Here is a 16,371-nt window from a genome sequence, read left to right as displayed (position 1 = left end):
ATGCGGACAATCGAGCCTTTGAGCATTGGAGCCCGGAATGAAAGCCCGCTGGGATATTTTTTGTAGCGTCGTCGACAACTACGGCGATATCGGCGTGACCTGGCGCCTGGCTCGGCAATTGGTGGCGGAGCACGCCTGCGATGTGTGCCTGTGGGTCGATGACCTGCGGGCATTCGAGCGCATGTGCCCGCAAATCGATGTGCAGCAAGACCTGCAATGGCAGGAAGGCGTCGAAGTGCGCCACTGGCCGGCCGAGTGGGTGAAGGCGCCGGCAGCCGACGTAGTGATTGCCGCGTTCGCCTGTCAGTTGCCGCCCGACTATATGGAAGCCATGGCCGAGCGCGAACGTGTGCCGTTGTGGATGAACCTGGATTACCTGAGTGCCGAAGACTGGGTGGTGGGCTGTCATCGGCTGCCGTCGGTGAAATTCAAGGGCGTGCAGAAGTACTTCTTCTTTCCTGGGTTCCGACCCGGCACCGGCGGTCTGTTGCGTGAGTCGGGATTGCTGGAGCGGCGTAGGGCGTTTCAGCAGGATGCCGGCGCGCAGCAAGACTTCCTGCAAGCCTTGGGCATAGTTCCCGCACTGGATGCGCGGCTGATCTCACTTTTCGCCTACGAAAACGCGGGGCTGGCCAGTTGGCTGGACGTGTTATCGACGGACGGGTGTGCCACTCATCTGTTGGTCCCCGAGGGACGTATCCTGGGCGACGTGCAGCGCTGGCTCGGTGTGGACCGGCTGGTCGCAGGGGATATCCAGCAACGCGGATCGCTGACGGTGCAGGTCATCGCTTTCGTGCGCCAGGAACAATACGACCGCTTGCTGTGGTGCTGCGACTTCAATGCCGTGCGCGGCGAAGACTCGTTCGTGCGTGCCCAATGGGCCGGGCGTCCGCTGCTCTGGCACATTTACCGACAGGACGAAGACATCCATCTCGACAAACTCGATGCCTTCCTGGAGCTGTACACCGCCGACTTGTCTCCAGCGGCAAGCGCTGCTTTGATCGGTCTCTGGCAGGCCTGGAACACGGAGGGCGACATGGCCCAACCGTGGAAAATGCTGCTGGAACACTGGCCGGAAGTGAATCTGCACGCCGAAACATGGTGTCTGGAACAGGGTTTGCAGGCCGATCTTGCGACGGCGCTGGTGCAGTTTTATGAAAGTTGGATATGATACGCCACCTTGAATTTTGTAAATCCCATCCAAATTTCGGATATATGCAATGAAAACTGGTAAAGAACTGAAACCCGGTACAGTGATCCGTCTCGAAAACGACCCTTGGCTGGTTCAGAAAGCTGAGTTCACCAAGTCTGGTCGTAACAGCGCAATCATGAAGACCAAGCTGAAGAACCTGCTGACCGGTTACAAGACCGAGATCGTGTACAGCGCCGATGACAAGCTGGACGACGTGATCCTCGACCGCAAAGAAGCGACCCTGTCCTTCATCAGCGGCGACACCTACACGTTCATGGACACCACCGACTACACCATGTACGAGCTGAACGCTGAAGACATCGAAGCCGTTCTGCCGTTCATCGAAGAAGGCATGGCAGACGTCTGCGAAGCTATTTTCTTCGAAGAGCGCCTGGTTTCCGTAGAGCTGCCGACCACCATCGTGCGTAAAGTGGCCTACACCGAAGGTTCTGCTCGCGGCGACACTTCGGGCAAAGTCATGAAGCCTGCCAAGCTGGCTAACGGCACCGAGCTGCAAGTCGCTGACTTCATCGAAATCGACGACCTGATCGAGATCGACACCCGCGAAGGCGGTTCGTACAAAGGCCGCGCCAAGAAGTAATTCTGGCCCCGCCGATACGAAAAAAAGCCCGACCTTGAGTCGGGCTTTTTCGTGGGCGTTACTTTTTACTTCAGGTGCTGCTTCAGCTCATCCGAGGCCTGGAGCAGTGCGGAACGAACTGCCGGGACTTGGCTGACCACGTTGAGCAAACCGTAGTCGTGAATCATGCCGTTGTAGCGCACGGCGGTCACCGGCACACCGGCAGCGTCCAGCTTGCGGGCGTAGGCTTCGCCCTCGTCACGCAGCACGTCGGCGCCGGCGGTCTGGATCAGGGCGGGCGGCAGGCCCTTCAACTGATCAATGCTGGCCCGCAGCGGAGAGGCGTAGATCTCGGCGCGTTGCTTGGCGTCGGTGCTGTAGTTGTCCCAGAACCACTTCATCATGTTGCGGGTGAGGAAGTGACCTTCGGCATATTGGTTGTAGGAACCGGTGTCGAAGTTGGCGTCGGTCACTGGCCATAACAACACTTGGAACTTGATGGCCGGGGTGCCCTTGTCCTTGGCCATCAGGCTGACCACCGCTGCCATATTGCCGCCGACACTGTTGCCCGCGACCGCCAGGCGCTTGCCATCGACGTTGATCTCTTGGCCATGCTCGGCCACCCATTTTGTGGCGCCGTAGGCCTGGTTGATCGCCACCGGATAATGCGCTTCCGGCGAAGGCGTGTAATTGACGAACACCGCCACCGCCCCCGAACCCACGACCAAGTCCCGCACCAGGCGTTCATGGGTCGGATAATCCCCCAGCACCCAGCCGCCACCGTGGAAGAACATGAACACAGGTAAGGTGCCCTTGACCCCGGCCGGACGCACGATGGTCAGGTCCAGCGGCTTGCCATCGACTTGGATGGTCTTCTGGCTCACATCTGCGGCTGGCAAGGTCAGCTTCACACCCGCCTGGGCGCCGGTCAGAACAGCACGGGCGTCCTTGGGCGTCAGTTGTTCCATCGGTTTGCCGGTGCCGGCGTTCAACACATCCAGAAAGGCTTGGGTGTTGTGTTCAACTTCACCTGGCGCCGCAAAGGCGTGGGTGACGGACAGGGCGAGCAGGGTGCCGGTGAGTGCTTTACCAATTGTGTTCATTGCGTTCTCCAGGGGCGGCCGAGGTCATTTAGACAGTCACGTGCAGGCGTACATCGACGTTGCCACGGGTGGCGTTGGAGTACGGGCAGACTTGGTGAGCGGCGTCGACCAGGCTTTGCGCATCGTCTTGAGCCAGGCCGGGCAGGCTGATGTGCAGGTCAATATCCAGGCCGAAACCACCGGGGATCTGGCCGATGCCGACGTGGGCAGTGATCGAGGCGTCATCCGGGATTTTGCGTTTGGTCTGGCTGGCGACGAATTTCAGAGCGCCGATGAAGCAAGCCGAGTAGCCGGCAGCGAACAGTTGTTCAGGGTTGGTGGCCTGGCCACCGGCACCGCCCAGTTCTTTGGGGGTGGAGAGCTTGACGTCGAGGATGTTGTCGCTGGAAACAGCACGACCATCACGGCCGCCGGTGGCGGTAGCTACTGCGGTATAGAGCGTTTGCATGGTGTTTTCCTCAGGTTTTTAGCGCTAAATGTTTGCGCGCTAACTAGTTGGTGAGGCGAATGTATAGCGCTAATGTTTTGCGCGCAAGATAATTTTTAAAATTTTTTCAGCTTTAGGCGGTGATCTGTAGGAGCCGGCTTGCCGGCGATTGTGTTGTATCAGGGGTACCGCAGTCGCCGGCAAGCCGGCTCCTACAAGGGAAGGGGACTAAACGCTGGCTTGCAGGTTGGTGCGCAAGGCAATCAGGTCGCCCTGCAACTTGCGCAATTGCTCCAGCTCCAGGCCGCTGGCGCCGAGGATGCACTGGGGTATGCCCATGGCCTTGTCCTGCAGGGCGCGGCCGGCGTCAGTCAATTCCACGACCACCACGCGTTCATCTTCGCGGCTGCGGGTGCGACTGAGCAGGCCTTCAGCTTCCAGGCGCTTGAGTAGCGGCGTGAGCGAACCCGGATCGGTCAGCAGCCGACTGCTGATTTCGCCGACAGTCAAACCATCCTCTTCCCACAGCACCATCATGGCCAGGTACTGCGGGTAGGTCAGGCCCAGTGCTTGCAGCAATGGCTTGTAGACCTTGGTCATCAGCAGCGAGGTGGAGTGCAGGGCGAAGCACAGCTGGTTGTCCAGCATCAGGGATTCGCACGGGTCGGGATTTTTGCTCATGGCGGTGCCTCCGGAAAACGTATCTGCGCTGGAATCTAGCGGGCAAATCTTTAATGCGCCAGATAATTCTGTCCGAGCGGTCAGACCAAGCCACTTTGCAAGGCCAGGTCCCAGGGCGGCACGGGGCTGAAACGGGTTTTGAGGTATTCCAGCAACAAGCGGCTACGTGCGTTGGGTTGCTGTTCTAGGCGCAGTGCATAGATCCCGGTGGTTTCCGGGCTGGGCAGGCCATTTTCGCAAAACAGTGGTAGCAATTCGCCGCGCACCAGGTATTCACTGGCCAGCCACGTGGGCAAGTGGGCAATGCCCAATCCGGCCAGGGCGCCGGACAGCAAGGCTTCGGCGTTGTTGGCACTCATGCGGATGCGACGTGGACGATAGGTCGCGCGGCGCCCATCCAGTTCGAAGCGCCAGGCGAACGTGGGCGCCAGGCCATCCCAGTCCAGCCCGTCGTGTTCGCTCAGCTCCCGCGGGTGGTTTGGCGTGCCACGGCTTTTCAGATAGGCCGGGCTGGCACAGGCGACACGCACGATGCTCGCCAGGGGCGTGGCGATCAGCCGCGTGTCGACGAGATGCCCGGCACGCAGCACCAGATCAACCTTGCCCAGGTGTGCGCCTTGCATGTCCACAAAGCTGTCGATCAGATGCAGGTGCACGTCCAGCCCGGGGTACACATTCAGGAAGTCGGCAATCACTGGTGCCAGGTGCCGTCGACCAAATGCTGCCGGCGCATCCACCCGAATCAGGCCCTCCGGAGCATGGCTCAAAGACACCGCCTCGGCTCGCGCCAACTGCAATTCGCTGACGATCCGCCGCGCCCGCTCGGCAAAGGCCAATCCCGCCGGGGTCGCGACCACCGCGTGGGTGCTGCGCTGGAACAAGCGGCTGCCCACCGAGCTTTCCAGGCTGTCGATACGCCGCGCGACGGCAGAGGGCGTCAACGGATGACGGCGTGCGGCAGCGGAAAAACTGCCGGTCTCCAGCACGTCGAGAAACAGGCTCAGTTGATCAGTCAGGGTATTCGGGTTCATCGAAAGATCGCTTATGCGAGATTGGCACAACCATTGTGCGTTGCTGTGCGTTTCCGTGCCAGCGTCGACTGCGTAGCATGCAAGGCCTGGGATTGTGGAGTGACAAGCGGTGTTGGATTTAGCGATGTACCTGGTATTGGGCGCGGCCCTCGGCACGGTGGGCGGCCTGTTTGGTATTGGCGGCGGGCTGATCGCGATCCCGGTGCTGGGCGTGTTGTTCGGCCTGGATCAGCAGTTGGCCCAGGGCACGGCGCTGGTGATGGTGGTGCCTAACGTAATGCTGGCGCTGTGGCGCTACCACCAACGCAACCGTATCGAACTACGCCATGCGCTGCCGTTGGGCGTCATGGGATTCAGTTTCGCCTGGCTCGGGTCGATCTGGGCGGTAGGCCTGGACGCTGGCGCGATGCGCATTGGTTTTATTGTCTTCCTGATGACGCTTTCGGCCTACAACCTGGTGCGCATGTTCACCCGCAATGCGCCACCAACGGCGCAGATGCGTTACTCATGGCCATGGCTCGGGGTGCTGGGGGCGGCGTCCGGCTCGATGGGCGGTCTGTTCGGTGTGGGCGGCGCAGTGGTTGCTACGCCCGTGCTGACCAGTGTGTTCGGCACCACCCAAGTGGTTGCCCAAGGCCTGTCCCTGGCCCTGGCATTGCCGAGTACCGGGGTGACACTGGTGACCTACGCTTGGCACCAGGAAGTGGATTGGATGATCGGCGTGCCCCTGGCCGTCGGTGGCCTGCTCAGTATCAGTTGGGGCGTGAAAGTCGCCCATGCCCTGCCAGAGCGCGTACTGCGCGGGCTGTTCTGCGGCTTCTTGGTGGTGTGCGCGGTGATGCTGACCTTTAAAGTCTGAAACCTTCGATGATGTAGTCCGCCAGGCAATCGGTGATGGGCGAATTCATCCGCGTGTTACGCAGCAAATGCAGATTCATTGACGGCAATGGCGGGAAACCCTCGTCGCGGCCGAGTATGCGCAGGTCATCGGTCACCAGGCTTTCCATGCTGACCATCACCGCCAGGCCCGCATTGACCACGGCCTGGATCGCCGACACGTTGGAGCTGTGGTAGGCCAGGCGGTAATCGCGTCCGGCTGCGTCCAGTGCCGAGCGGGCCCACTGGGTGTACAGGCAGTCGGTGCCGGACATCGCCAGGGGCAGCGAGTCGTGCTCGTCGCTGCAGAAGCACGGCGCTGCCGCCCACACCATGCGCTCCGTGCGCAACAGTTCACCGATCTCATTGCCAGGCTCGCGGCTGACAACGGTCAGTGCCAAATCCCGGCGCTGCATCAAAACCGTGGACGCCTCGCAGTGCATCTCGATCTGGATCAGCGGGTACGCCTTGGAAAACTGCTTGAGGATGCCCGGCAGGAACCGCATCACGTAGTCGTCTGGTGTACCGATGCGCACCAATCCCACCATGTGCGGCTCACGCAGGGTGTTGAACACCTCGCTGTGCAGTTTCAGGATGCGCCGCGCATACCCCAACAACACCTGGCCTTCGGGTGTCAGCCGAACCTGCCGGCCATCGCGCTCGAACAGCTTGCGCTGCAATACGTCTTCCTCCAGGCGCTTCATCTGCATGCTCACCGCCGACTGGGTGCGGTTTACGAGTTCGCCAGCGCGGGTGAAACCGCCTTGGTCGGCGATGGCGACGAAGGTGCGCAGGACTTCAGTGTCGATGCTCGGGAAGCTGGACAATTGATCAATCTCTGAGATGTATTGCATAAGAAACATTCGTTGGATTGATCTTAAGCCCAGGCACACACTTGCGCCATCCCCACTGGAGGGCGAGAAGATGAAAGGTCAAAGAGGTTTTGTGTTGATGGCGAAACGTCCGTTTGCCGGGCTGGTTCACAAGATTGTCCGGTGGCAGGCGCTGCATGAGGAGCGCCAGATGCTGGCGACCTTGAGTGATGATGCGCTCAAGGATATCGGCCTCAGCCGCGGCGATGTCGAGCACGAGCGCCACCTGCATTTCTGGCAGGATCCGCTGCGAAAATGATCGCGGATGCAGTAGGGTAGTCGGCGAGCCCACACGGAGACCCCCATGCCCGCCGATCTGTCTTTTTCACTCAAGCAAGCTCGACGCATGGCGCTGGCGGCCCAGGGATTTTCCGGGCGCCAGGCGCCGGCACTGATCAAGGCTGTGCACCTCAACCGCATGATCGAACGCCTGGGGGTGTTGCAGATCGATTCGGTCAATGCCGTGGTACGTTCCCATTACCTGCCGCTGTTTTCCCGCTTGGGCAACTACTCCCCATCGATTCTTGAGCAGGCCGCCTGGAGCCAGGGTCGACGGCGTTCGCTGTTTGAGTATTGGGGGCATGAAGCCTCTTTGCTGCCGATGGCGTTGTACCCGTTGATGCGCTGGCGTATGCAGCGGGCGCAGCAGGGGCAGGGCATCTATTCGCAGATGGCGCGTTTTGGCCGTGAGCAGCAAGCCACCATTCAGCGGGTGTTGCAGACCGTCGAGCATCAGGGCGCATTGGGGGCTGGCAGTTTGTCGACTCGTGAGGAGCGCGCCGGCCCGTGGTGGGACTGGAGCGATGAAAAACATGCATTGGAATGGCTGTTTGCCGCCGGCTTGGTCACGGTTGCCGGCCGACGCGGTTTTGAGCGGTTCTATGATTTGCCGGAGCGGGTCATCCCCAGCGATATCCTTCAAACCGCTGTGACTGAAGCCCAAGCCCAGCGTGGTTTGTTGCTGCACAGCGCCACCGCGTTGGGCGTGGGGACTGAAAAAGACCTGCGCGACTACTTCCGCCTCGATCCGGCCGACAGCCGCACTCGTCTTGCCGAACTGGTGGAGGACGGTCAACTGCGGGTTTGCCAAGTGCAAGGCTGGAAACAGCTGGCTTACTGCCTGCCCGATCCGAAAGTGCCACGCAAAGTGCCGGCCAGTGCGTTGCTGTCGCCGTTCGATTCGTTGGTCTGGGAGCGCAGCCGTACTGAGCGACTGTTCGATTTCCGCTACCGCCTCGAGATCTACACCCCACAAGACAAGCGGGTGTACGGCTACTACGTGCTGCCGTTTCTGCACAACGAGCGGATTGCTGCGCGTGTGGACCTGCGCGCCGAACGCGCCAATGGGCGCCTCGCGGTGCACGCCGTGCATGAGGAGGAACCGGGCTTGGATGATGAGGGGATGGCGGCGCTGGCGTCGAACCTGCTGCAAATGGCCGACTGGCTTGGACTGGAACAGGTCCAGCTCAATTGCCAGCGGCCAAGTGCCGACAGGTTGCGGGTGGCAATGTTGTTGTGAGCGGGCTTTTTGTGGTGAGCGGGGCAAGCCCGCTCACCACAAGAGGCCCGTTCGCTCAAAGGTCAGCGTTTGACTTGCTTTAGTGTCTCGGCAATCAAAAACGCCAATTCCAAAGACTGATCGGCATTCATCCGAGGATCGCAGTGGGTGTGATACCGATCCGACAAGCCATCCTCAGTGATCGGCCGCGCGCCGCCGATGCATTCGGTGACGTTCTGCCCGGTCATCTCGATATGGATCCCGCCGGCATAAGTGCCCTCGGCCTGGTGCACCTGGAAGAACTCCTTGACCTCGCCCAGGATCTGCGCAAAGTCGCGAGTCTTGTAGCCGCTGCTGGCCTTGATGGTGTTGCCGTGCATTGGGTCGGAACTCCACAGCACCTGCTTGCCTTCGCGCTGCACGGCACGGATCAAGCCTGGCAAATGATCACCGACCTTGCCCGCACCCATGCGCGCAATGAGGTTGAGACGGCCAGGGTCGTTGTCCGGGTTGAGGATGTCGATCAGGCGGATCAGGTCATCCGGGTTCATACTCGGGCCGACCTTGACCCCGATCGGGTTGTTCACCCCGCGCAGGAACTCGACGTGGGCACCGTCCAGTTGGCGGGTGCGGTCGCCGATCCAGAGCATGTGCGCCGAGCAATCGTAGTAATCGTTGGTCAGGCTGTCGCGGCGCACAAAGGCTTGCTCGTAGTTGAGCAGCAGCGCTTCGTGGGCGGTGAAGAAGCTGGTTTCGCGCAGTTGCGGCGAGCTGTCCATGCCGCAGGCGCGCATGAAGGCCAGGGTTTCGTCGATACGGTCGGCCAGTTGGCTGTACTTCTCGGCCAGCGCGGAGTTGGCGATGAAATCCAGGTTCCATTTGTGCACCTGGTGCAGGTCGGCAAAACCGCCTTGGGCAAAGGCGCGCAGCAGGTTGAGGGTGGCGGTGGACTGGTGGTAGGACTGCAACAGGCGGTCCGGGTCCGGCACGCGGCTTTTTTCGTCGAAACCAATGCCGTTGACGATGTCGCCACGGTAGGCGGGCAGGGTGATGCCGTCGATGGTTTCATCGTTGGCCGAGCGCGGCTTGGCGAACTGGCCCGCCATGCGCCCGACTTTCACCACCGGGCAGCCGGCGGCAAAGGTCATCACGATCGCCATCTGCAGGAGCACCTTGAAGGTGTCGCGGATCTTCGCCGCAGAGAACTCGGCAAAGCTCTCGGCGCAATCGCCGCCTTGCAGCAGGAACGCACGGCCCTGGGTCACTTCGGCAAACTGACGACGCAACTCGCGGGCTTCCCCGGCAAATACCAGTGGCGGGTAGCTGGCCAGGTTCTGCTCCACTTGCAACAAGTGCGCAGCGTCCGGGTACTGTGGTTGTTGCTGGATCGGCAGGGCGCGCCAGCTGTCGGGGCTCCAGGGTTGGCTCATCATGAACTCGATTGGCTGATTGACGGTGGGGCGCCAATGTTATCAGCAATTAGTGCGTGACCTGTTGCCGCCGGTTGGCCGACAATCGCGCTTTTGCCGTGCGGTAAACCCTTTAGGAGTAGTGATGACCGAGGAGCGTGTCGAGCGCCTGTTGGCTGAAGTCCATGATGACTTCGGCATGATCCGTGTGCTCGAAGTGGCCGATTACCGTTTTCTCGAGTTCGGCGATGCCATCGAGCAAAGCTGTGTGTTCACCGCTGATCCGAGCTGGCTGGAGTACGACTACACCCGTGCCATGCTGATCGGCGCGTTGTGCCATGAACAGCCGGAAAGCGCGCTGTTCCTCGGCTTGGGGGCGGGCACGTTGACCCAGGCGTGCCTGAAGTTCCTGCCGTTGGAAGACGTGGAAGCCATCGAGTTGCGCCCCGACGTACCGCGCCTGGCCATCGAGTACCTGGGGCTGGACGACGACCCGCGTTTGTACATCCGCATTGGCGATGCCCTGCAATTGCTCGACAGTGCCGAATCGGCCGACCTGATCTTCGTTGACCTCTACACCGACGTCGGTCCCGGCGTCGGGCACCTGGCCTGGACCTTCCTGGAAAGCTGCCAGAAAAAACTCAACCCCGGTGGCTGGCTGGTGATCAACCAGTGGGCCACCGATGATGGCAAACCTCTGGGCGCCGCGTTGTTACGTGGCTTGTATCACCGGCATTACTGGGAACTGCCGGTGAAGGAGGGCAATGTGATTTTGCTGGTGCCGTCGGAGCTGGATCAGGCGCTGGACCTGGAGTCGCTCTCCGCTCGCGCTGAAGCCTTGGCACCGCGCCTTGGGTATTCGTTGCAACCACTGATCAAGGCGATTCGGCCGGCGACTTAGTCGCCTGTCACGACGATGGCGTTGGTACTGCCAACTCAAATACCTTTGAATACGCCGGGCCGCTTCTCGATCATCGCCCGCACGCCTTCCTTGGCATCTTCGCTGTTGAGCAATTTATCCACCATCGGCGGCAACGCCGCTGCCGCCACGGTTTCGCCTTCCATCCGCGCCAACCGCGCCGACATCAACGTGGCTTGAACGCCCAGCGGCGCCTGGCGGGCGATGCGGTTGGCCAGTTCGACGGCACGGGGCAGCAGGTCTTCGCTGGCCATTACTTCCTGCACCAGGCCCAGGCGCAGGGCGTCATGGGCGTCGAATTCATCGCCGGTCAGCAGCCAGCGCATCGCGTTGCCCCAGCCGGCAATCTGATGAAAGCGCAGCGTCGCGCCGCCAAACGGAAAGATCCCACGCTGTACTTCCATCTGCGCAAACCGCGTGTTGCTGGCGCAGAGGTTGATGTCCGCGGCCAGCATCAGCTCTATCCCGATGGTCAGGCAGTAACCTTGGGCCGCGACGATCACCGGTTTGCTCACGCGTGGGCCGGCAAATACGCCCCAGGGATCGCAACCTCCCAACGGCGGCTGCCAGCCACCGGCCATCACACCGCTGACATTGGCCAGGTCGAGCCCGGCGGTGAAGTGATCGCCATGGGCAAACACCACCGCGACCCGCGCGTCGGTATTTCGATCAAATTCGCCATACGCCAGGCTCAGCTCATTGAGCAGGTCCAGGTCGAAGGCGTTGCGTTTGGCGACCCGGTCCAGACCCAAAAGCAAGACATGACCCTGGAGTTCACGGCTGACGCGGCTGCTACTGGCTTGATTCATCGGGTGTGCCCTCGGGCGCGGGAAAAGGTTTCGGACCAAAGGTCTGAGAGGTCAGGTGAACCGTTTAAGCGTTATGACCAGCAGGGCCGGGCCTTTGAAAAATAGACCTTGCCGGTGTTATCTGCAAAGACTGTGACACAGCGCGGTTTATCGGTACTTTCCGATAAAAAAAGCTCCCTTTTTCAGCTATTTCCGGTATAGTGCGCGCCGGCCTTTAACCGGGCCGCGTTTAGGTAGCGCAATTCCCCGAAGTCAGCTTCGGCTGCACGTCCGCACAGCGGACTCTCCCTTGACGAATCTTTTTCATTCATTCGTTTTCGCAAATCCCCGCCGACAAAGCAGCCAGGGCGACTCTTGAGTCTCAACACGGCATGCGCAGCTTTGGAGCATGGGTCTTTGCGGATGCACTTAGAGGCAGACCCATGACCCAGGAAACCGGCGGCTTCGCCGCTTTTAATCTGAACCCGAATATTCTTGCAGCCGTCGCAGCGACTGGCTACGAAGAGCCTTCGGCGATTCAGCAGCAATCGATCCCGATCATCATGGCCGGTAAGGACATGATTGGCCAGGCGCAAACCGGTACCGGCAAAACTGCCGCGTTCGCTTTGCCAATCCTGCACTGCATCGATCCTGCCAAGCGCGAACCGCAAGCCCTGATCCTGGCGCCAACCCGTGAGTTGGCGCTGCAAGTAGCAACCGCTTTTGAAACCTACGCCAAGCAAATGCCAGGCGTAACCGTTGTGGCCGTTTACGGCGGCGCGCCTATGGGCCCACAACTCAAAGCAATCCGTAATGGTGCACAGATCGTTGTTGCCACCCCGGGCCGTCTGTGCGACCACCTGCGTCGTGACGAGAAAGTCCTGTCGACCGTGAACCACCTGGTTCTGGACGAAGCTGACGAAATGCTGAAGCTGGGCTTCATGGATGACCTGGAGGTCATCTTCAAGGCACTGCCACCAACCCGTCAAACCGTACTGTTCTCGGCCACCCTGCCACAGTCGATCCGTGCCATCGCCGAGCGTCACCTGCGCGATCCTGAGCACGTGAAGATCCAGACCAAGACTCAGACCGTTACCGCGATCGAACAGGCTCACCTGTTGGTTCACGCTGACCAGAAGACCTCGGCTGTATTGAGCCTGCTGGAAGTCGAAGACTTCGACGCCCTGATCATGTTCGTGCGCACCAAGCAAGCGACCCTGGACCTGGCCAGCGCCCTGGAAGCCAAAGGCTACAAAGCCGCTGCGCTGAACGGTGACATTGCCCAGAACCAACGTGAGCGCGTGATCGACTCCCTCAAGGATGGCCGTCTGGACATCGTTGTGGCGACCGACGTTGCTGCCCGTGGCCTTGACGTTCCACGTATCACCCACGTGTTCAACGTTGACATGCCTTACGATCCAGAGTCCTACGTTCACCGTATCGGCCGTACCGGCCGTGCGGGTCGCGAAGGTCGTGCACTGCTGCTGGTGACTCCACGTGAGCGCCGCATGCTGCAAGTGATCGAGCGTGTAACCGGTCAGAAAGTTGCCGAAGTCCGCCTGCCGGATGCCCAGGCCGTTCTTGATGCGCGCATCAAGAAACTGACCAACAGCCTGTCGCCGCTGGTGGCTGACGCTGAATCGACCCACGGCGACCTGTTGGACCGCCTGACCGCCGATATCGGTTGCACCCCGCGTGCCCTGGCTGCAGCCCTGCTGCGTAAAGCCACCAACGGTCAAGCATTGACGCTGGCAGCCATCGAGAAAGAACGCCCACTGGTTCCGAACAGCGCGCCACGCGGTGATCGTCCAGAGCGTACTGGCGACCGTCCAGACCGTGGTGATCGTGAGCGTCGCGCTCCGGTGCCATTGGCTGAAGGCCGTGCTCGTTGCCGCACCGCGCTGGGCGCGCGTGATGGTATCGCTGCCAAGAACCTGCTGGGCGCTATCCTCAATGAGGGTGGCCTGGCACGTGAGGCCATTGGTCGTATCCAAGTCCGTGACAGCTTCTCCCTGGTGGAGCTGCCGGAAGACGGTCTGGAAAAACTGCTGGCCAAGCTGAAAGACACTCGCGTTGCCGGTAAGCAGCTGAAGCTGCGTCGCTACCGCGAAGATTGATCTGCCCTTGGGCTGATTGATCGCAAGTAAAAAATCCCCGACTGGTTCGGGGATTTTTTTTGGCTGGCGTACTGTAGTGACGCAGTTCAGAAATGTCGGTTTTCGTTGTCAGGTAATGATCAAATCAGGCTTAAGTAAAATCCGAGCGCATGAGTGACCTGTCTGACAGTCTGCTTGTAAGTGAGTCACTACTGTTGAGTGATGATTGAACTCACTGGAAAGAGGCTGCAGCTGTTATGCGCATTGATAACACACACCGTCCCCCATCAAGAATGCCTGAGCCTGATATTCATCCTCCCGTGCAACCGTCCGTTAATAGGAAGGACGAGCCGCGTGTTGATCACTTCCAAGAAGATGAAAATAGTCTTCCGTCGTCAGGGAGGTCTAGCCTATTGAGTGATGCACTAGTGCGCCTGAAAAAAGAAACCACCCCAGGCGCTGTACCATCAACGATCACAAGCCATAACTCAGCGCTTGATAAGGTGAGCGATCCAAAACTCGAAATCAAGAAAGAAGCCACAGCACCGAATGGGCTGTATGGTGTGAGTTACTCACTTCCCGCACCATCCCCTGGGTTAAACAACATTACGTTTCCAATGAGTATTGATGAAGGCCTTCAAAGAAAAACAGGCAAGGATGCGGGTATTTATTACGCGATGATGTTTGGACTCAATGACGACAGTAGTAAGCCTCTAGGCCGTGGCTATATAGGGCTGCAGCCACGTGGGGATGGCAAAGCGCTGGTTGTGTTTTCTGGACACGGTCCGCATTTCAAAGCGCCACAGGGTCGCGCTGAGTTTGATGGGGAAAAGGGTGCCAGCAATAGCACATTGGTCGATTTCAAGTTTGGGCATAAGTATAATCTGACGATAGTGCGAGCCCCTGAAGATCCCCAGAAGTTGAGCGCTTATATTCAGGATGTCACGGATCCGAATAATTCGGGTCCCAAACAGCACGTCAAAGACCTTTATGTCGACAGAAAGGTTGCGCTGGCCGGTAGAGACACTGGGTTTGTCGAACACTATGGCGCAAAGATAAAAAAAAGTTCACAGATTGCTGCAACGACCGGCAGTTTTTCAGCGCCCTTTACTACAGACGATAAGGGCGTTGTTAAAGTGGGCGAAATCAAAAGTACCGGTTTATACGGTAGGTATAAGAACTCGATGGTAGGTACCCAGCAGATTACCAAAGACTCGGGTGTAGGAAAGGAAATCCACTTCTCCTTTAAAGGAGTGGGTTATGAGAAGAAGGCCTAGACCGCAGGCTGGGTAGTTGCCGGGCTAGCGCATTAGTGCCTATCACCTGCGGACTGTCCCATTCCTGCGATGGGCGCTGTTAGCCGAAGCGGTAGATATCCATGCCTAGCGCGCCTAGGGTGAAACCTTGGTGCGCGATGCTGAAATCACCACCGGCGCCACGTGCAAAGTACAACGGCAACAGGTGCTCATCACTGGGATGGTTGCGCACGGCATTCGGCGCCTGGCGGCGGTAGTCGTGCAGCGCCTTTTCATCGTCGGCGGCCAGCTTATCGACCACCCAGTCCCGGAAGTCTCGCGCCCAAGGCTCGATGCTCGCAGGCCCCGCACGCCAGTCCAGCTCGCCCAGGTTGTGGGTGATGCTGCCTGAGCCGATCAGAAGCACGTCATGCTCGCGCAGGCTGGCAAGGGCATGCCCGACGCGGGTCTGCAGGGCGGGGCCCATGCGACTGGGCAACGACACCTGCACCACCGGGATATCCGCCGCCGGGTACATCAGCGACAGCGGCACCCAGGTGCCATGGTCGAAGGGGCGACGGTCATCGGTGCGTGCATTCAAGCCGTCGGCCTTCAACAACTCGACAATCTCAGCTGCCAGTTGCGGGTCACCCGGTGCCGGGTACTGCACGGCAAACAACTCGCGGGGGAAGCCGCCGAAGTCGTGCCAGGTTTCAGGCGCGGCGCTGCCGCTGACCAGGAGTTCGTGACTTTCCCAGTGTGCCGACACCACCACGATTGCCTTCGGGCGTGGCATCTCGGCAGCGAGTCGCTGGAGGGCCGGGCCGCTGGCGCCGGGTTGCAGGGCAAGCATGGGCGAGCCGTGGGAGATAAACAGGCTGGGGAGCATAAGGGGGGTCCTGAGCGTTAACATGGGCCCATCTTCAGTCAGATCATTGATCTAAATCTAATATAAGTTTTAGTACCATTTGATCGAATTTTATGGAGGATCTATGGAGCCTAAGTTTTGGCAGGAACGCTGGGCACGCAATCAGATCGGCTTTCATTTGTCCGAGGTCAACCCTTACCTGCAACGACATTGGCCGCAACTGGCGGTTGCTGAGGGCTCCAAGGTGCTGGTGCCCTTGTGTGGCAAGAGCCTGGACCTGGTGTGGCTGGCCAGTCATGGGCTGCGGGTTATGGGCGTGGAGCTGTCAGAGCAGGCCGTCGAGGCGTTTTTCAGCGAGCAGAACCTTGTGCCACGTATCACTCGGCGAAGTGCCTTTACGGTGTACCAGGCTGATTTGATCGAAGTGTGGTGCGGCGACTTCTTCGCCCTGGATGCCGAAGCTTTGGTGGGTTGCGCCGCGTTGTATGACCGCGCCGCCCTGATCGCCTTGCCACCGCTGATGCGGGCGCAGTACGCCGAGCATTTGAGCCGCCTGCTGGCGTCGGGTTGCCAGGGGCTGCTGATCACCCTTGATTACGACCAGACGCAAAAGGCCGGGCCACCGTTTGCAGTGACTGATGATGAGGTGAAGGTGTTGTTCGGTTCGGACTGGACCTTGCGGGCGCTGCAAGAGCAAGACGTCTTGGAGGAGAGCTGGAAGTTTGTGCAGGAGGGTGTCACGCGGCTCGATGAGCGGGTTTATCGGCTGACCAAGGCCTAAATGTTGTCCACAAAA

General features: G+C 59.9%; 17 protein-coding genes. 9 read left to right on the top strand and 8 right to left on the bottom strand.

Going from position 1 to position 16,371, the window contains the following annotated elements:
* Positions 1-37 precede the first annotated feature (37 nt).
* Entirely contained in the window at positions 38-1,171 is a 1,134-nt protein-coding gene (gene earP, locus EJ576_RS22155) for an elongation factor P maturation arginine rhamnosyltransferase EarP (protein WP_126571114.1), read from the top strand.
* Between the two features lie 49 nt (positions 1,172-1,220).
* Positions 1,221-1,793, top strand: coding sequence for an elongation factor P (locus tag EJ576_RS22150; RefSeq protein WP_122725160.1), 573 nt, complete (start codon positions 1,221-1,223; stop codon positions 1,791-1,793).
* A gap of 65 nt (positions 1,794-1,858) precedes the next feature.
* Here the strand turns inward: EJ576_RS22150 and EJ576_RS22145 are convergent, their stop codons facing one another.
* From EJ576_RS22145 to EJ576_RS22130, 4 genes are all read right to left on the bottom strand, one after another.
* On the bottom strand, positions 1,859-2,875 hold the full coding sequence (locus EJ576_RS22145) for an alpha/beta hydrolase (RefSeq protein WP_126571113.1): 1,017 nt from the start codon (positions 2,873-2,875) through the stop codon (positions 1,859-1,861).
* A 28-nt stretch (positions 2,876-2,903) separates the two neighbouring features.
* Entirely contained in the window at positions 2,904-3,323 is a 420-nt protein-coding gene (locus EJ576_RS22140) for an organic hydroperoxide resistance protein (RefSeq protein WP_010176159.1), read from the bottom strand.
* A 207-nt stretch (positions 3,324-3,530) separates the two neighbouring features.
* Positions 3,531-3,983 (bottom strand): MarR family winged helix-turn-helix transcriptional regulator, encoded by a 453-nt coding sequence (locus tag EJ576_RS22135; protein ID WP_122725164.1) that lies wholly within the window; start codon positions 3,981-3,983, stop codon positions 3,531-3,533.
* 80 nt (positions 3,984-4,063) lie between these two features.
* Positions 4,064-5,014 (bottom strand): LysR family transcriptional regulator, encoded by a 951-nt coding sequence (locus EJ576_RS22130; protein ID WP_122725166.1) that lies wholly within the window; start codon positions 5,012-5,014, stop codon positions 4,064-4,066.
* Between the two features lie 109 nt (positions 5,015-5,123).
* Between EJ576_RS22130 and EJ576_RS22125 the strand changes: the two genes are divergently transcribed.
* Complete coding sequence (locus EJ576_RS22125) at positions 5,124-5,873, top strand: sulfite exporter TauE/SafE family protein (protein ID WP_028615650.1); 750 nt, start codon at positions 5,124-5,126, stop codon at positions 5,871-5,873.
* Here EJ576_RS22125 and EJ576_RS22120 read toward each other — a convergent pair.
* Positions 5,863-6,744 carry a LysR family transcriptional regulator gene (locus tag EJ576_RS22120; protein ID WP_016975384.1) on the bottom strand — a complete coding sequence of 294 codons (882 nt, stop codon included), beginning with the start codon at positions 6,742-6,744 and terminating at the stop codon, positions 5,863-5,865. The genes EJ576_RS22125 and EJ576_RS22120 overlap by 11 nt on opposite strands.
* A gap of 70 nt (positions 6,745-6,814) precedes the next feature.
* Between EJ576_RS22120 and EJ576_RS22115 the strand changes: the two genes are divergently transcribed.
* Positions 6,815-7,021: a DUF1127 domain-containing protein gene (locus EJ576_RS22115; protein WP_028615652.1), complete on the top strand. Its 207-nt coding sequence runs from the start codon at positions 6,815-6,817 to the stop codon at positions 7,019-7,021.
* A gap of 45 nt (positions 7,022-7,066) precedes the next feature.
* On the top strand, positions 7,067-8,281 hold the full coding sequence (locus tag EJ576_RS22110) for a winged helix-turn-helix domain-containing protein (protein WP_126571112.1): 1,215 nt from the start codon (positions 7,067-7,069) through the stop codon (positions 8,279-8,281).
* A gap of 62 nt (positions 8,282-8,343) precedes the next feature.
* Here the strand turns inward: EJ576_RS22110 and EJ576_RS22105 are convergent, their stop codons facing one another.
* Entirely contained in the window at positions 8,344-9,690 is a 1,347-nt protein-coding gene (locus tag EJ576_RS22105) for a class II 3-deoxy-7-phosphoheptulonate synthase (protein ID WP_126571111.1), read from the bottom strand.
* A gap of 124 nt (positions 9,691-9,814) precedes the next feature.
* Between EJ576_RS22105 and EJ576_RS22100 the strand changes: the two genes are divergently transcribed.
* Complete coding sequence (locus EJ576_RS22100; protein ID WP_068932292.1) at positions 9,815-10,570, top strand: spermidine synthase; 756 nt, start codon at positions 9,815-9,817, stop codon at positions 10,568-10,570.
* 35 nt (positions 10,571-10,605) lie between these two features.
* Here the strand turns inward: EJ576_RS22100 and EJ576_RS22095 are convergent, their stop codons facing one another.
* The gene (locus EJ576_RS22095; RefSeq protein ID WP_122686705.1) at positions 10,606-11,397 is read right to left on the bottom strand and encodes a crotonase/enoyl-CoA hydratase family protein; all 792 of its coding nucleotides are present in this window, start codon (positions 11,395-11,397) and stop codon (positions 10,606-10,608) included.
* Between the two features lie 422 nt (positions 11,398-11,819).
* Between EJ576_RS22095 and EJ576_RS22090 the strand changes: the two genes are divergently transcribed.
* Together EJ576_RS22090 and EJ576_RS30070 are read left to right on the top strand one after the other, a co-directional pair.
* Positions 11,820-13,493, top strand: coding sequence for a DEAD/DEAH box helicase (locus tag EJ576_RS22090; protein WP_028615656.1), 1,674 nt, complete (start codon positions 11,820-11,822; stop codon positions 13,491-13,493).
* Positions 13,494-13,729: 236 nt separating this feature from the next.
* Complete coding sequence (locus EJ576_RS30070) at positions 13,730-14,749, top strand: hypothetical protein (RefSeq protein ID WP_256656633.1); 1,020 nt, start codon at positions 13,730-13,732, stop codon at positions 14,747-14,749.
* Positions 14,750-14,828: 79 nt separating this feature from the next.
* On the opposite strand, the gene EJ576_RS22080 is transcribed toward EJ576_RS30070, so the two are convergent.
* A complete protein-coding gene (locus EJ576_RS22080) occupies positions 14,829-15,596 on the bottom strand; it encodes a class III extradiol ring-cleavage dioxygenase (protein ID WP_126571110.1) in 768 nt (255 codons plus the stop codon).
* A gap of 103 nt (positions 15,597-15,699) precedes the next feature.
* Between EJ576_RS22080 and EJ576_RS22075 the strand changes: the two genes are divergently transcribed.
* Complete coding sequence (locus EJ576_RS22075) at positions 15,700-16,356, top strand: thiopurine S-methyltransferase (protein ID WP_122725173.1); 657 nt, start codon at positions 15,700-15,702, stop codon at positions 16,354-16,356.
* Positions 16,357-16,371: the final 15 nt, after the last annotated feature.

It is taken from the genome of Pseudomonas sp. C 49-2, from assembly GCF_003970195.1.
Lineage (GTDB): Bacteria > Pseudomonadota > Gammaproteobacteria > Pseudomonadales > Pseudomonadaceae > Aquipseudomonas > Aquipseudomonas canadensis.
Note: the sequence above shows the minus strand (reverse complement) of the source record. Positions and strands in the feature narration are given on the sequence as shown.